The organism is Streptococcus parasanguinis, from assembly GCF_001074805.1.
GTDB classification, from domain to species: Bacteria; Bacillota; Bacilli; order Lactobacillales; family Streptococcaceae; genus Streptococcus; species Streptococcus parasanguinis_A.
Window position 1 is genome coordinate 1 of sequence record NZ_JUPI01000103.1, and the last position, 14612, is coordinate 14612.

The following is a 14612-nucleotide window of genomic DNA, read 5'->3' on the forward strand; positions in this document are numbered from 1 at the left end:
CCACTGCGTCTTGCTCGACAATCCAAAGACAATTGAGAGGCTAGGACTTTTGTCCCAGCCTCTCATTTTATATGATTTTCGTATACAAGGCATATTTGTCTTTGATCTTCTTTGGAATACTATCATCAGTAATAATGGCATTCAGGTCTTCCACTCGATAGAAACTATAGAAAGAATAGCTATCAAACTTACTGTTATCAGCAACCACATATTTCTCAATTGCATTGTTTAGAATAATAGCATTACCATTTCCCTCTTCTTCATTTGCTGTGGAAACATGATGCCCATCGATGCCATTGACCCCGATGAAAGCTTTAGAAACCTTGATTTCTTTCAAGAGTTTATTGGCAAATTGACCGACAAAAGTTTGTGTCTTCACCCGGTAGCGACCACCAACTAAGATCAGGTCATAATTTGGAAAATCCTTTAGCTTTTCAAAAATGGGGAGGGAATTGGTGACGATACTGATTTCCTTTCCCTCTAAATAGTCACCGATAAAATCTGTTGTCGTACCTGACCCAATAAAGACGGTATCCCCATTTTCGATCAACTCTGCACATTTTTTTGCAATGGTGCGTTTCTCATCAATATTGATGAGATTTTTCTCACTGTGAGAAGCCTCTAACAAGCTATCTTTTACCTTTTTGTGGGCTCCACCATGTACACGAACTAAAAGACCTTGTTTTTCAAGATCGATCAGATCACGACGAATGGTCATGTCTGTCACCCCAAAGAGTTCCTTGAGTTCTTTGACTGATACCACACTTTTTCGATCCAGTTCCTGAAGAATTTCAACATGTCTGCTATCTTTCATGGTACTACTTCCATTCCTACTATATTTGTCTCTATTATACTATATTTTTCAAAAAACACAAATTCAAACATTATATTAACAAGGGTAAACATGATATTTTTAAATAAATAAAAGAAAAAAGCCTTCTGATAAATCAGAAAGCTTTAATTTTGCTATTTCTAGCTTCCTCACCTTTGGATCAAGGCTCGGGACAAAAAGGTTTAGAAAACCTTTTTATTTTGCGATTGGGTAAACAGAAACTTGTTTTTTATCGCGACCTTTACGTTCGAAGCGTACTACGCCTTCAACTTTTGCGAACAAAGTATCGTCTCCACCACGTCCAACGTTCACACCTGGGTAGATGTGTGTTCCGCGTTGACGGTAAAGGATAGATCCACCTGTTACAGTTTGTCCATCAGCTGCTTTAGCTCCAAGACGTTTTGCTTGTGAATCACGTCCGTTTGATGTAGAACCTCCACCTTTTTTGTGGGCGAAAAGTTGCAAGTTAGCAAGATTCAATTTCAACATAATTGTTTTCCTCCATGTTAGTTTTCTGTGATAACTCTTGTTTGGACGAACTCTGAAGAGTTCTCCGATAAGTTTGCCATCCCTAAGAAAAATGATTCAAAGAATAGTTGGGTCATTTCTCTTTGATGTGGTGGAATATCTGTCGGGATTGTGACCCGAAGGAAGCCACCTTCTTCTTCGTTTAATTCTAGATCCGGTTCGTAGCCTGCAAATTTCTCAACAGAGTTGACAAAGTTAATGGCTAGAGTCGAAACCGATGCACACACGACATCAAAGCCATATTCACCGCTTCCAGCGTGCCCAGTGATTTCTGCACTCCTCAGCTCGCCATCTTCGGCTCGTTCAAAGACTGCTTGTATCATGTGTTCTCCTAAAAATTAAGCGTTGATTGCGTTGATGACAACTTTAGTGTAAGGTTGACGGTGACCTTGTTTACGGTGGCTACCTTTTTTAGGTTTGTACTTGTAAGTAACAACTTTCTTTTGTTTTCCTTGTTTTTCAACAGTTCCAACAACAGTAGCTCCTGAAACAAGTGGAGTTCCGACAACAGTGTTTTCACCACCAACAAGAACAACTTCGTTAAATGTAACTTCTTGACCAGCTTCAACGTTCAATTTTTCAACGTAGACTGCTTGACCAACTTCAACTTTAACTTGTTTTCCGCCAGTTTTAATGATTGCGTATGTGCTCATTATGCACCTCCTATGTATTTTTGGGTTTCCCCGTATTTTTGTGAAGACTCGCCTAGCATCGTGGGACGAACCACTTATTCTCATGAAATGAGCAACGATGATCGAGCGGTTGCACAGGCATGTGCATAGTCAACTCTCTTAGTATATCACTTCTATCAGACAAAGACAAGTATTTTTGCGCTTTGAAAACGAATTTTCTTTTAAAGAGTCTTTTAAGTGTTTAAAAGAACTAAATGGCTACTAAAAATCTTAGCTATATTTGTAAAGAAGCTATTTAAGATGCTTTTCTTAATTTTTGACTTGCTTCCTCTGATCGATGATGTCACCCATCATGAAATTCATGGAGCAATTGGATCAGTTCTTGCTGTTGTTCTAATAAGTTCTGACCAATGGTGGTTGATTGGATGAGGGTCCTGTCCTTCAGGTCTTCAATCACCTTCTTCAAGGAAGTTTGCTCAAATGGTGAATCTACAACCTTTTGAATATCTTGGAAGGGCTGATGGGTTACCAGTTGAAAACCATAGGAATTGTTAAGGAGTGAATAGCCTGCTGTACCTGTCTTCTTTTGATAAGCTTCGCAAAGCCCCCCATCAATGACAAAGAGCAGTCCTTCACCTCGAATCGGAGATTCCCCTTTTCCTGTTTTAACTGGTGTATGTCCATTCACAATACGAGATAGATTGGTTTCAAGACCAAACTCCTCTAAAATAAATCGGCAAATCTTTTTTGAATTGCGGTAGCTAAAATACTCATTTTCTACTTCCTGATGCGTTTCTGGCTCCTCAATAAAATACCGTTCAAAGGTCGTCATCTTATTCTTGCCAAAGAGTGGAGATAATGGCCCTCGCCAGCAGTACCACACTAAATCCGTTGAAAGGTCGTCCCCAACTTCTTTGTTTTTTGCTGCAAGTCGAATATGATATTCGAAAAAGTCTAGTAATTCTTTTCCAGTATACTGAGCTTGATGAAGAACTAGAGGTTGAAATTCCCCAGAAGGTTTCAAAGGAATACAGCCATGAAACAGCAAGTGGTGATTGTAAACCTTATACATGGAACCTTTTTTCATCAACAGTTCTATATGTTTGGCCATTTTGGGAGATCCTTGGAAGGAAGCCAGCATGCTGTCCACTATTTGTTCTTCCTCTATACTTAATTCAGAAGGCTTTGCCCGATCTATGGTTTGGAAGCAGGTATTTTGCAAGGAATAGCTCTTCCCGTCAATAGTAATTGTATTCTTCCAATAATCAATGTTATCCAGCAGGATTTGATTGTCCATCTGAAATTCTGGCCGTCTCTTCATCAACTGAGTTTCTATCTTAAATTGGAGAATGGCCAGCGCTTGATGGACCTTTCCCAGCTGTAATATTTCTTCGGCTGTAAATTCCTCTGCTCTTGTCCCCAGGATGGGCCTAAACTTAGGATTGGCTTTATAGGTTTTATCCGCAAATAAGGTTAAGGATCGAATGTTTAAGCCATAAGCTTTTTCGATATCCCACAAGTAACCATAACGTGCCGCGATGCGCAACACATTCAATAAACAAGCCTTGGATCCAAAGAAAGCTCCCATCCAAATGATATCGTGATTGCCCCATTGAATATCTAAAGAATGAAACTGAAGGAGCTCATCCATTACCTGAGCACTAGCAGCCCCTCTATCAAAAATATCTCCTACCACATGGAGATGATCAATCAATAAGCGACGAATACTGCTGGCAATTCCCAAGATAAAGGGATCCGCTTCTCTTAGTTCAATAACATAGCTTAAGATAGTATGGAAATAAGAATGTTTATCAGCTAGCGTAAGATCACTATAGATCAGTTCTTCTATGATATAGGCATATTCCTGAGGCAAAGCCTTTCTAAGTTTCGAACGGCTATATTTAGCTGCTACAAAACTCAATAGAGTTAAGAGCTGAGAAATAGTTGATTTATACCATTCTTTCTCCTTATTCACTTGTTCCAAAACCCGTTCTGGATAAGATACTAGAGCTGATAGTGTATTCTTTTCCTCTTGTGTCAAGGAAGCTGCAAAACAGTCGTTGATTTTCTCATTTAAAATTCCAGCACAACTCCTCAAAATATAATCAAAAGCCGCAAATTCTCCGTGAATATCACTAATGTAGAGCTCTGTCCCTTTTGGTAGGTTTAAAATAGCTTCAAGATTAGTCAATTCAGTAATGACTTTTTGACGAGAATCAAATTTCTCTAGTAAAATACGCTTATATTGCTCCATATCAACTCTCCAAGGATTCTCTATTTACACCCTCATCTTCGCTAATTCAAGAATCAGTTCATCTTCTTTACTTGCCCCTCAATTAGGAAAGCTGTCTCTTCAATTGATTTATCGGTCATATTGATGACTTGTGCACCAAATTGTTTAAAGACCTTCTTGGAATAATCCAATTCTTGATAGATTTTTTCTAAATCCGTATAACTTGTTTCTTGCGTTAATCCTAAAGAATCTAAGCGATGGCTTCGAACTTTCATTAATTTTTCAGGCTCACAGATCAGCCCAATCAAGCGACGAGAATCAACCTTATCTAAGACCTGAGGTAAAGGAACTTCTGGGATCAAAGGTAGATTTGCAACCTTGTAGCCCTTATTGGCCAGGTAAATACTCAGGGGAGTTTTTGAGGTACGGGAAACACCAAGCAAGACCAAATCGGCTTCTAAAAACCCCTGGGGTGCCTTACCGTCATCATATTTCACAGCAAATTCAATTGCTGAAATTTTCTTAAAATAATCACTGTCCAAGCGGTGCAAGGTTCCTGGAACTTCTATTGGTCTGGTACCAGTCTTTTCTTCGATAATTTCAAAAAATGGATGCATGAGATCCAAATAAGCCAAACCATTTTTTTGACTAAATTCTCTGGCTACTGATGCTAACTGACTGTTGACCAAGGTGCTGATGACAAGTGCATTATCCTTCAAGGCATCATATAAGATATCCAAGAGTTCCTCTTCTTGATTGATAAAAGGGAAACGATAACTATTATTAAAAATGATCTCTGGATACTGTGCGGTAACAGCTGACAATAATTTTTGGGAAGTCCCTCCCAAAGAATCTGAAATACTATATACAATGATCTCTTTTTTCATATTTATTCCTCTTCACTCTTCAGTTCAGCACTTCTTGCTTGTAGGATAATATAATCGAGCAAGGCTGATTTGGTCACCGTTCCCACAATTTTTCGGTCATTCTCCTCATCGACTACTGGTAAGGAATCGATGGCATGATCTTGTAGGAGGGCAGCTGCTTCTAAGATATTCATATCCTTAGTACAGGTCATGATATGTGGCATTCGAGTCATACAAACTGCTACAGGGGTCGTCTGGATACTCGAATTAAGAGATGCTCTCAATAAATCTTTACGGGACATAATTCCCAGTAAAAGCTTGTCTTCATCGATAACATAGAGGACATCGGCATCATACATAAATAGGGTGATAATGGCATCCTGAATATAGGATTCATGGGTGACTAAAACAGGAGAGGTCATGATCTCTGCCACTTCTTTTTGAAAAGTATCAAAAAAGAAAAGTGTTTCGAGATTTAATCCAGAGTATGTATAACCAATTTTTGGTGTAGCTTTCAAAATGCCAACCAAGGTCAGAAAGGACAAATCTGGGCGCAGGGTCGCTCTTGAAATATCCAATAACTCAGAAATTTTCTCTCCGCTTAAGGGCTGATGCAATTTTACAATTTCAACTATTTTCTTTTGACGTTCACTTAATTTCAAAATTTCCTATCCTTTCTATTTTTCTATCCATGATGATATCAGACATATCCAAAGCAATATTCATAATATTTCTATCCTTTAGTTTCAAATAATCATCATTTTTACTGAGTATTATAGCAGAATAATCCAATTAGTCAACAGAAAAAGATGTATATTTTGTTTGACAAATATATGTGATGTATATTACAATGATTTTGTCTTGAATATGACACATATTTAATTTTTTGGGAGGCTTATATGACAAAATGGATTTACTCCTTCGAAGAAGGAAGTGCGAAGGCCAATGATCTCCTGGGTGGAAAAGGCGCTAATTTAGCTGAGATGAGCCATCTGGGCTTACCTGTTCCTCCTGGATTTACCATCACCACAAAAAGTTGTATCCACTATCTCGATCATCCTGACTTCTTTGATTCCTCTTTAAAAGAGGAAGTTTTAAAAGCGGTTGCTCAATTGGAAGACAAAACGGGTAAGTCCTTTAGCGGAGAGAATCCTCACTTACTCTTAGTCTCTGTCCGGAGCGGGGCCAAATTTTCTATGCCTGGGATGATGGATACCATTCTCAATCTTGGTCTCAATGATCAACGGACTCAATTACTGGCCAAAGAAACCAATCTAGATTTTGCCTACAACTGCTATCGCCGTCTACTCCAGATGTTTGCTGATGTAGTTTACGGCATCGATAAGGAACTTTTTGATGACCAACTAGCAGCATTTGAACAAAAACAGAATAAAAAGGTACATGATTTTGACCTGGCCCAGCAACAAAAATTGATCCAGCACTATAAAGATCTCTACTCCAAACACAAGCAAGAATTTCCTGAGAACCCTCATGAACAACTCTACGCTGCCATCCAAGCAGTCTTTAAATCCTGGAATAACAAGCGGGCTAGAATTTATCGGGAGCTTCATCAGATCCCTCATGATTTAGGAACAGCTGTCAATGTCCAAGCCATGGTCTTTGGAAATAGTGACCAAACCAGTGGAACAGGGGTTTGCTTCACTAGAAATCCTGCAACTGGGGAGGCGGAACTTTTTGGTGAGTTTTTGCTTCATGCTCAAGGGGAAGATGTCGTTGCTGGTATCCGCACTCCTGAGCCAATTGCAGCCTTAAAAGAAATCCAACCTGAAACCTATCAGGCTTTCAGAGACTATGCCAAGATCCTTGAAAACCATTATAAGGATATGCAGGATATTGAATTTACCATTGAGAAAGGCAAGCTCTACGTCCTCCAAACCCGAAATGGAAAACGAACAGCTAAAGCTTCTTTAAAGATTGCTCTAGATATGGTGGATCAAGGTTTAATTAGCAAGGAAGAAGCTCTCCTGAGAGTTGCTCCTGCTTCCATCAGTCAACTGATTCATCCAGTCTTTGAGGAAACTGCTTTAGAGAAAGCACCTTTCTTAGCTCAAGGCCTACCCGCCAGCCCAGGTGCAGCTACTGGCCAAATCGTCTTTACGGCCGACCGAGCTAAAAAAATCCATCAAGAAGGGGAAAAAGTCATCCTTGTTCGACAAGAAACTTCTCCAGAAGATATTGAAGGGATGATTATCAGCCAAGCTATTGTCACCAGCCAAGGGGGAATGACTTCTCACGCTGCTGTTGTAGCGCGTGGCATGGGAACTTGCTGTGTAGCTGGTTGCGGAGAATTGACCATCAGTGAAGAAAATAAAAGCCTTTCCTGTGGTAGTCTGGTCCTAAGGGAGGGAGATCTGATCTCGGTCGACGGCTACTCTGGTCGCATTTATCGTGGCGAACTTCCAACTGTTCTAGTAGAAAATAACCAAGACCTCCAGCGCTTACTTGCTTGGGCAGATGAAGTCGCCCTCCTTCAAGTTCGAGCCAATGCAGAAACTGTCAAAGACTTGACAACCGCTATGAACTTTGGAGCCAAAGGAGTCGGGTTGGCCCGGACAGAACACATGTTCTTTGGACAAGAACGGATTCTTGAAATGCGTCGCCTCATCTTAGCGGATACCGAAGAGGAAACAAAAGAAGCCCTCAATAAGCTCCTAGAATTCCAAGAAAAAGATTTCTACCAAATGTTCCAAACCGTCCAAGATAAACCAATGATTGTCCGCCTGCTTGATCCACCCATGCATGAATTCCTACCGAAAGATTCCCAAGAAATTGCATTATTAGCAAGCAAACTAAAAAAATCTCCTGAAAAACTTGCCGAGCGCATTGAAAGTCTACAGGAAAGTAATCCGATGTTGGGACACCGGGGTTGCCGTCTCGGTATAACCAAACCTGAAATCTACAAGATGCAAACGGAAGCTATATTTAGAAGTGCTATCAAATTGCATCAAGAAGGACAAAAGATTAAGCCGGAAATCATGGTTCCTTTAATTGCTGATCAAAGAGAATTAGAATGTATCAAAGAGTATCTCATTCAGCATATTGAACATCTTTTCGAGCAGCATGGTCAAAAGCCATTCCCTTATGAAATTGGTACCATGATTGAACTGCCCCGCGCCTGCCTAACCGCAGATAAACTGGCTCAAGAGGCTGATTTCTTCAGCTTTGGCACCAATGACTTAACTCAGATGACCTATGGTTTCTCTCGGGATGATATTGGAAAATTCATTGGCCAGTACAAGGACAAGGATATTCTTTCTTTCGACCCTTTCCAAAAAATTGATAAGGATGGCGTCGGTGAATTAATGAGAATTGCTATCAGCAAGGCTCGTCAGGTAAAACCAAACCTGGCTATCGGGATCTGTGGCGAAGTTGGCGGAGATCCTTCCTCTATTGCCTTCTTCCAAGACATTCAAGTCACCTACGTTTCCTGCTCTCCTTACCGGGTTCCTACTGCTAGACTAGCCGTCGCTCAAGCAGCGATTCAAGCGAAAAACTAAGCTTTGCTGACTAAATATCTCTTGAAACCCTCTATATTTTAAAGGATCTAGCCTTCCCATTACAGACTAGATCCCTTTCTTTCTGTTGCTATCAAAAAGCCCCTCAATCTAGAAGACAGCTCTAGGTTGAAGGGTGATTGAAGTCTTATTATTTTTTATCTTCTTCCTCTTATCCCTTGCTTTTAAATTTAAAGTCATTGAAGCTCATTTTGGCTTTAGACGAATCGTTCATCCCCTTCATTTTTTCTTCTTGTTCCTTAGTAATTTTTATCGGAATCGCTGCAGCCGTATTGGGTTTTAACACACCCGATTCGCTCACTTCATAGTCAACTGTGACATCTTTAAAAAGTGGCTCTCCATCATATTCCAAATTCAGGACAAAGGATCCATCACGATCGATGGTTGTGGTGGTACGATTCACAATAAAGAATAAGGCGAAGCGATTTTCCTCATTTCCAAAGGTATATCCTGGAAAAAAGACAAATAATTTTCCAGCTTCTCCAAGCGTTGGATGTTCCTTGATAAATTTCTCAGACGCTTCCAAGACTTCGTTGTCCTGGTCTTTATACTGCTCGGCCCTGACAAATGTGAGGGGTTCTTTTTTTCTATTGCTTGATTGGCTAGTCTTCTCTTCTTTTTTCGGGCCAGTAAACGATACTTTGACACAGCCTGTCAACAGAAGCAAACTTGTCATTAATACGATAATTTTTTTCATCTTGTCTCCTTTAAGTTGGTTAGAAAAAGAGGCTGGATACGCCCAGTCTCTCCTATAGCAAATCCTCAATCAGGTCATCAACCTCGTCTTTTTCTACTTTTGGTGTGATCTCTGTTACGATGATGCCTGCTACAGCTCGCTCAACTAAGGCTTCCACATCCAACCGTTGCTCATACTGCTCTGCATTTTTGAGTTTCGGATTAGTCTTTGGACGATCTGGTGCAAAGATGGTACAACAGTCTTCAAACGGTTGGATAGAGATTTCAAAGGTATCAATGGCTTGGGCAATATCTATGATTTCCAACTTGTCCATGGTCACCACCGGACGGATAACTGGTGTATTGGTTACCGCATTGATGGCCTGCATACTCTCTAAGGTTTGACTAGCCACTTGTCCCAAGCTTTCACCATTAATAATCACCAAACCACCGCGAACCTCGCGAATACGGTCTGTAATGCGCATCATAAAGCGACGGGTCAAAGTCATGAGGTAAGCTTCTGGTGCTTTTGCCTTGATTTCCTCTTGGATCTCTGTGAAGGGCACCTCGATAAATTGGATATTTCCCCCAAACTTGGTCAACTTCCGTGTTAAATCATGGGCTTTTTTAAGAGCACCTGGGCTGGTATAAGGTGGGCTAGCAAAGTGAACTGCCTCGATATCCACTCCACGCTTCAAGGCTAGGTAACCAGCTACTGGAGAGTCGATCCCACCAGAAAGCATGAGCATGCCCTTGCCAGACGTACCAACAGGAAGGCCTCCTGCTCCTTTAATGGTTTCATAAGAGATATAGGCTGCTTCTTTTCGAATTTCAACTTGCAAGTTGATATCTGGTTTTTTCATCTGAGCTTGAATCGTTGGGATCGCTTCAAAGACCGCACCTCCCAAGGTTTGATTAAGCTCGCGACTATCGAGTTCAAAGGTATGGTCACTGCGTTTACTTGAGATTTTAAAGGTCAAGCCTTCCTTGTAAATCTCCTTCATGATCTCTTGCACTGCCGCTTTTAAGGCTGGAACAGATTTTTCAATCTTGTAAACGGGTGAAAAATTTTGGATTCCAAAAACTTGCTTGAGGGATTCTACCACCGGTTCATAATCCGTCCCATGTAGATAAGCATGCGCTCGATCACGGTCGGCTGTCACTTTGACAGCTGGATAGATAGATAAAACAGATTGGATATTATTGCGAAGTTTATTGATGAAACGCATGCGGTTCTTTCCTTTAGTAGAAAGCTCTCCATAGCGAATCATAATTTCTGAATAGGTTAAGGTCATGTTGATTTCCTTCTAAAATTAACGTACTTTTCGTGTTTGCTCATAAATCAGTTTGAACTTGGTCAAGAATTGCTCGACTTGGCTCATGTCATTTTCAAGATCGAGACTCAAGCGAACAGCTGTCTGTGCAATACTCTTATCCACTCCCATAGCAATCAAGGTTCCAGCTGGTTTACCAGCTTTGGACGAGCAGGCACTGGTTGTCGAGATGTAAATATCAAACTCTTCAAAGGCATGAACTACTACTTCTCCACGAACCCCCTTGATCCCGAAAGTCAAGATATGAGGCGCAAAGTGATCCTCACCAGAAAAGATAGTGACATCTGGATAGTTAGCCAATTCTTTGCGGATGACTTCTTTCATCTGCTGGGTATTGCTGGCAAAAGCTTCTTGGTTTTCCATAGCTAAGCGTAGGGCTTTTGCTGTTGCTGCGATACCTGCCACATTCTCAGTTGTCGAGCGCATTTCTTTTTCTTGACCCCCACCTGTTAAGAGAGGGGTGATCTTTTTGCCTTCTTTGATGTAGACAAATCCAACTCCGCGAAGTCCATGGAATTTGTGACTAGAGAAGGTCGCAAAGTCCACGCGCTCTGGTAGATAAACTTCTGTAGCTACCTTTGCTAAAGCTTGAACCGCATCGACATGGAAACTAACCGTTGGACGATCTTCCAGAAGAGCCGCGATGTCATGGATGGGCTGGATGGAGCCAATCTCATTGTTGACGGCCATGACAGAAACCAAAGTCGTATCTGGACGGACAAGGTTAGCCAAGGCATCCACCTTGACAAAGCCACGCGCATCCACAGGAGCGTAATCCACTTCGAATCCCTGTGTCTTTAACCAAGCAGCCGATTCCTTGATGGCAGGATGCTCGATGTCAGAGACAATGATATGCTTGCCATAAGGAGCTTTCTCAAAGGCGACACCTTTGAGGATCCAATTGTCCCCTTCTGTCCCACCAGACGTGAAGTAAATTTCCTCAGTTTTCTTGCCAATTAGCTCCGCAATTTGTTTCCGAGAAGCTTCCAAAATACGAGTAGCTTGACTACCTAGATTGTGCAAACTAGAAGGGTTGCCCCAGATCCGAGTCGCTACTTCTGTATAAGTCGCAAGGGCTTCTGGATAGGGTTTAGTCGTTGCTGAATTGTCAAAATAGATCATGTCCTACGCATCCATCACTTTCTTTTTACGTAACTTCTATTTTATCATTTCTAACCGCTTGGGACAAGGATTTGATAAAGAGAGACGCAGCAAAATCACTCTATAAAAATCAGTTCTTTTTAGACATTTTTCAGAAAATGACTTATAATAGGAAAGTGTTAAAAAACAATTTTTGATAGAAAGAGAATGAACATGTCACAATATTCAAGAAGTAACAAAAACCAAAAACCTGAGGAAAAAGTTGATACAAGACCATCTCGCGGTGAGAAAGTCAAACAAGGTTTGTCCGTATTTCAAACGGTTGTAGCTACGATTGCCAGTCTCCTAGGGATTATCGTCACTTCCTTTACCATCATGAGCCTGCTCAATAAAGACAATCAAAAAACAGAAGATAAACCATCTAGTAGCACCAGCGTCGTCGTGGTCCACGATAAGGGATCTGACTCAAGCGCTACCAATACAGATGCTAATACCAATACGCAAACCGATTCAAGCAATACAGATGCTAGTTCACAAAAAGAAACCGATAGCTCATCCGCTACAGAAAACAGTTCATCTGCCGCACAAGATCAAGGTTCCACCGCAACAGACAGTGGCGCAGATACAGCATCATCCGGAACAAACTAAAAAATCAGTAAGGACAACCTTACTGATTTTTTTAGCTTCTGATTCCATTTTTTCTGATGTTTATAGAAAGCATCGATCTCGTTGTCGTACTCCCATTTGAGCGTTGAGTGATCTTCCTGGATTTGATCCAATTGTTTATATGGAAAGTTCATGGGCCTATCACGATAAGTTGATTCAGCTAATGAACCATATAGATTGTCAAAACTTCTCAAATGCCAATTACTCAAGTAATCTCCCCCCTATTCTAATGTCGGATCCTATATACATCTCATCTAAATTTAATGTATTGTCCTCATTAATTGGGATATCTACTCCCCAACTCGATTCTTCAATATTATTTATACCTCCATAAACATTCATATAATATTCAGGAGTTGTCAGTCCACCATCACTCCATTGTGTCTGATCCCAATCAATCTGAACGGATTCAACTTTTGAATTTTGTGCTTTGACTAAATCAATAACCTTCTGTTCGTGTTCTTTTAGGTAGTCAAGTTGTTCTTTTTTTATTTCTTCATCTGGTTTTTGTACGACTTTCTTCGAAGACGAGGCCGTTATCTTCTGTTCGGGTCTTTTGGTCAGGGTCATGATTTTTCCTCCAAGAAAAACCAGTCCTAGGATCGGTAACAAAATAATCAAAAATAGTTCCAGTTGTCTCTTCATAAATCCTCCTTACAGGCTTTGAATCTTCCAGTTCTTACTCAATATAATCACCCTTAATACTAATATTATAGCCCATACTGAAAGTCATCTTTTGATCAGAATCAAATACAACATCCACCCTCCATCCTGAATCTTCTAGCTGATTGACGGTACCAAAAATTTCTATGACCTCATCTCCACCTTGTGGTGTCCCATTTCCACCCTCAATCCATTGCGTTTCGTCCCAATAAATTTGAACAGATTCAATCTTTGAACTCTTCGATTTCACAAAATCGACGATTTCTTGCTCGTGCTCTTTGAGATAAGCGAGCCGTTTTTGTTTGATCACTTATATATCTTCTTTGGTGGAGGAAGTGGTGACAGTTTGTGCTTGTTTCTTATGAGCTTTTTGCTTTACAGTACAACCTCCAATACTTGTGAAAATAAGCATTAAAGCTAATAACTTAAGTGTACATTTCATTTTACTTTTCATTTTCCTCCTAACACTAATACTTCTATTTACTTAGGAAAAAATTTTCCAGCCACCATTTTCTTCGATATAGATATCATTAAGCATGCCCATTTTTTTGATAGTTGGTATGCTATTTTGATCTTCTAGGTAAAAATCAACGGAGAATTTTGTATTTTCTAATTGATTAATCTTACCAGAAATAGATAAATTGTATCCACCACCCTGAGGCGTTCCATTCCCAGACTCTTCAATTTGCATACTGTTCCAATCAATCTGAACGGATTTGATTTTCGGACTTTGACCTTTCACAAAATCAACAATTTCTTTTTCATGTTCTTTCAAATAGGCAATTTGTTTTTGCTTCGTCGCTTCTTTATCTTCCTTGGTTGTCGAAGGGGTTGCAATGGGTGCTGGTTTCGTTTGCTCTTTTGATTTTATTGTACATCCTCCTATACTTGCAAGGAGAGCTAATGTAGTGATTAATTTAAACGCCGTTTGTTTTATCATGTGCTATCTTTTTCTAAAACAGTTCTTTTTCAAAATGCATTATACTTGATCAGGAAATAGGCTTTCCGTCAATCGTAGGTTCATGGAGCATAAACATTTCTCGTAGCTTAATTGACTGATCATCATTAATTGGAATATCCACTCCCCATCCTGAGTTCTCGATATGATTAATGCGTCCAAAAATATTCATATAATATTCGGGAGTTGTAAGCCCACCATCACTCATCTGAGTTTCATCCCAATCAATCTGAACGGATTCGGCTTTCGGATTTTGGGCTTTCACAAAATCGATGATTTCTTGCTCGTGTTCCTTGAGAAAAGCGATTTGTTCTTTTTTTATTTCTTCTTCTGATTTTTGTACGACTTTCTTTGAAGAGGAGGCCGTTACCTTCTGTTCGGGTCTTTTGGTTAGGTGCATGATCTTTCCTCCAAGAAAAACCAGTCCTAGGATCGGTAACAGAATAATCAAAAATAATTCCATTTGTCTCTTCATCTCTTCTACTCCAATCGTTCCATTCATGACTGAATGGGCCAGTCACTTTCCTTACTATTATAGCATCTTTCATTTGAATCTCAATCTAACTCACTAGTTAGAGCTTTTATAAG

General features: G+C 40.2%; 17 protein-coding genes and 1 other annotated feature. Of the genes, 2 read left to right on the forward strand and 15 right to left on the reverse strand.

Annotated features, from left to right (window positions below; translation table 11 throughout):
- Positions 1–67: 67 nt before the first annotated feature.
- The 7 genes from ADI76_RS06845 to ADI76_RS06875 form a co-directional block, all read right to left on the reverse strand.
- Complete coding sequence (locus ADI76_RS06845; RefSeq protein WP_009731217.1) at positions 68–814, reverse strand: DeoR/GlpR family DNA-binding transcription regulator; 747 nt, start codon at positions 812–814, stop codon at positions 68–70.
- A gap of 213 nt (positions 815–1027) precedes the next feature.
- Positions 1028–1321 carry a 50S ribosomal protein L27 gene (gene rpmA / locus ADI76_RS06850; RefSeq protein WP_003002805.1) on the reverse strand — a complete coding sequence of 98 codons (294 nt, stop codon included), beginning with the start codon at positions 1319–1321 and terminating at the stop codon, positions 1028–1030.
- Positions 1322–1338: 17 nt separating this feature from the next.
- Positions 1339–1683, reverse strand: coding sequence for a ribosomal-processing cysteine protease Prp (locus tag ADI76_RS06855; RefSeq protein ID WP_003002581.1), 345 nt, complete (start codon positions 1681–1683; stop codon positions 1339–1341).
- A 15-nt stretch (positions 1684–1698) separates the two neighbouring features.
- Positions 1699–2013, reverse strand: coding sequence for a 50S ribosomal protein L21 (gene rplU / locus ADI76_RS06860; protein WP_003007734.1), 315 nt, complete (start codon positions 2011–2013; stop codon positions 1699–1701).
- A 34-nt stretch (positions 2014–2047) separates the two neighbouring features.
- Positions 2048–2134, reverse strand: a sequence feature (ribosomal protein L21 leader region).
- 201 nt (positions 2135–2335) lie between these two features.
- Positions 2336–4246: a fructose-bisphosphatase class III gene (locus ADI76_RS06865; RefSeq protein ID WP_049515316.1), complete on the reverse strand. Its 1911-nt coding sequence runs from the start codon at positions 4244–4246 to the stop codon at positions 2336–2338.
- Positions 4247–4299: 53 nt separating this feature from the next.
- Positions 4300–5112 (reverse strand): pyruvate, water dikinase regulatory protein, encoded by an 813-nt coding sequence (locus ADI76_RS06870; RefSeq protein WP_049515317.1) that lies wholly within the window; start codon positions 5110–5112, stop codon positions 4300–4302.
- A 2-nt stretch (positions 5113–5114) separates the two neighbouring features.
- Positions 5115–5753 (reverse strand): CBS domain-containing protein, encoded by a 639-nt coding sequence (locus ADI76_RS06875; RefSeq protein WP_049515319.1) that lies wholly within the window; start codon positions 5751–5753, stop codon positions 5115–5117.
- A 237-nt stretch (positions 5754–5990) separates the two neighbouring features.
- On the opposite strand from ADI76_RS06875, the gene ppdK reads away from it, so the two are divergent.
- Positions 5991–8609 (forward strand): pyruvate, phosphate dikinase, encoded by a 2619-nt coding sequence (gene ppdK, locus ADI76_RS06880; RefSeq protein ID WP_049515321.1) that lies wholly within the window; start codon positions 5991–5993, stop codon positions 8607–8609.
- Between the two features lie 169 nt (positions 8610–8778).
- Here the strand turns inward: ppdK and ADI76_RS06885 are convergent, their stop codons facing one another.
- Genes ADI76_RS06885 through ADI76_RS06895 form a run of 3 tightly spaced genes read right to left on the reverse strand, consistent with a single transcriptional unit; the run spans position 8779 to position 11758 of the window.
- Positions 8779–9324: a membrane lipoprotein lipid attachment site-containing protein gene (locus ADI76_RS06885; protein ID WP_049515322.1), complete on the reverse strand. Its 546-nt coding sequence runs from the start codon at positions 9322–9324 to the stop codon at positions 8779–8781.
- A gap of 52 nt (positions 9325–9376) precedes the next feature.
- Positions 9377–10597, reverse strand: coding sequence for a tRNA uracil 4-sulfurtransferase ThiI (gene thiI, locus ADI76_RS06890; protein ID WP_049515324.1), 1221 nt, complete (start codon positions 10595–10597; stop codon positions 9377–9379).
- Positions 10598–10615: 18 nt separating this feature from the next.
- Positions 10616–11758 (reverse strand): cysteine desulfurase family protein, encoded by a 1143-nt coding sequence (locus tag ADI76_RS06895; RefSeq protein ID WP_049515327.1) that lies wholly within the window; start codon positions 11756–11758, stop codon positions 10616–10618.
- Positions 11759–11950: 192 nt separating this feature from the next.
- Here ADI76_RS06895 and ADI76_RS06900 point away from each other — a divergent pair, with 192 nt between their 5' ends.
- Positions 11951–12385 (forward strand): DUF6556 family protein, encoded by a 435-nt coding sequence (locus ADI76_RS06900; protein WP_049515329.1) that lies wholly within the window; start codon positions 11951–11953, stop codon positions 12383–12385.
- A 219-nt stretch (positions 12386–12604) separates the two neighbouring features.
- Here the strand turns inward: ADI76_RS06900 and ADI76_RS06910 are convergent, their stop codons facing one another.
- The 5 genes from ADI76_RS06910 to ADI76_RS06925 are packed head-to-tail and all read right to left on the reverse strand — an operon-like array spanning position 12605 to position 14526.
- On the reverse strand, positions 12605–13048 hold the full coding sequence (locus ADI76_RS06910) for a hypothetical protein (protein WP_049515333.1): 444 nt from the start codon (positions 13046–13048) through the stop codon (positions 12605–12607).
- A 34-nt stretch (positions 13049–13082) separates the two neighbouring features.
- Positions 13083–13376, reverse strand: a complete 294-nt coding sequence (locus tag ADI76_RS06915; RefSeq protein WP_315940881.1) for a lipoprotein BUG3 — start codon at positions 13374–13376, stop codon at positions 13083–13085.
- On the reverse strand, positions 13377–13520 hold the full coding sequence (locus ADI76_RS11835) for a hypothetical protein (RefSeq protein ID WP_315940882.1): 144 nt from the start codon (positions 13518–13520) through the stop codon (positions 13377–13379).
- Positions 13521–13550: 30 nt separating this feature from the next.
- The gene (locus tag ADI76_RS06920) at positions 13551–14006 is read right to left on the reverse strand and encodes a hypothetical protein (RefSeq protein WP_049515335.1); all 456 of its coding nucleotides are present in this window, start codon (positions 14004–14006) and stop codon (positions 13551–13553) included.
- Positions 14007–14055: 49 nt separating this feature from the next.
- Complete coding sequence (locus ADI76_RS06925) at positions 14056–14526, reverse strand: hypothetical protein (RefSeq protein ID WP_049515336.1); 471 nt, start codon at positions 14524–14526, stop codon at positions 14056–14058.
- Between the last annotated feature and the right edge of the window lie 86 nt (positions 14527–14612).

What these genes read in the sequence shown, in the direction of transcription:
- ADI76_RS06855 (WP_003002581.1), bottom strand. Translation starts at nt 1,683, where the DNA reads ATGATACAAGCAGTCTTTGAACGAGCCGAAGATGGCGAGCTGAGGAGT.
- ADI76_RS06885 (WP_049515322.1), bottom strand. Translation starts at nt 9,324, where the DNA reads ATGAAAAAAATTATCGTATTAATGACAAGTTTGCTTCTGTTGACAGGC.
- ADI76_RS06920 (WP_049515335.1), bottom strand. Translation starts at nt 14,006, where the DNA reads ATGATAAAACAAACGGCGTTTAAATTAATCACTACATTAGCTCTCCTT.
- rplU (WP_003007734.1), bottom strand. Translation starts at nt 2,013, where the DNA reads ATGAGCACATACGCAATCATTAAAACTGGCGGAAAACAAGTTAAAGTT.
- ADI76_RS06845 (WP_009731217.1), bottom strand. Translation starts at nt 814, where the DNA reads ATGAAAGATAGCAGACATGTTGAAATTCTTCAGGAACTGGATCGAAAA.
- thiI (WP_049515324.1), bottom strand. Translation starts at nt 10,597, where the DNA reads ATGACCTTAACCTATTCAGAAATTATGATTCGCTATGGAGAGCTTTCT.
- rpmA (WP_003002805.1), bottom strand. Translation starts at nt 1,321, where the DNA reads ATGTTGAAATTGAATCTTGCTAACTTGCAACTTTTCGCCCACAAAAAA.
- ppdK (WP_049515321.1), top strand. Translation starts at nt 5,991, where the DNA reads ATGACAAAATGGATTTACTCCTTCGAAGAAGGAAGTGCGAAGGCCAAT.
- ADI76_RS06895 (WP_049515327.1), bottom strand. Translation starts at nt 11,758, where the DNA reads ATGATCTATTTTGACAATTCAGCAACGACTAAACCCTATCCAGAAGCC.
- ADI76_RS06900 (WP_049515329.1), top strand. Translation starts at nt 11,951, where the DNA reads ATGTCACAATATTCAAGAAGTAACAAAAACCAAAAACCTGAGGAAAAA.
- ADI76_RS06910 (WP_049515333.1), bottom strand. Translation starts at nt 13,048, where the DNA reads ATGAAGAGACAACTGGAACTATTTTTGATTATTTTGTTACCGATCCTA.
- ADI76_RS06870 (WP_049515317.1), bottom strand. Translation starts at nt 5,112, where the DNA reads ATGAAAAAAGAGATCATTGTATATAGTATTTCAGATTCTTTGGGAGGG.
- ADI76_RS11835 (WP_315940882.1), bottom strand. Translation starts at nt 13,520, where the DNA reads ATGAAAAGTAAAATGAAATGTACACTTAAGTTATTAGCTTTAATGCTT.
- ADI76_RS06925 (WP_049515336.1), bottom strand. Translation starts at nt 14,526, where the DNA reads ATGAATGGAACGATTGGAGTAGAAGAGATGAAGAGACAAATGGAATTA.
- ADI76_RS06865 (WP_049515316.1), bottom strand. Translation starts at nt 4,246, where the DNA reads ATGGAGCAATATAAGCGTATTTTACTAGAGAAATTTGATTCTCGTCAA.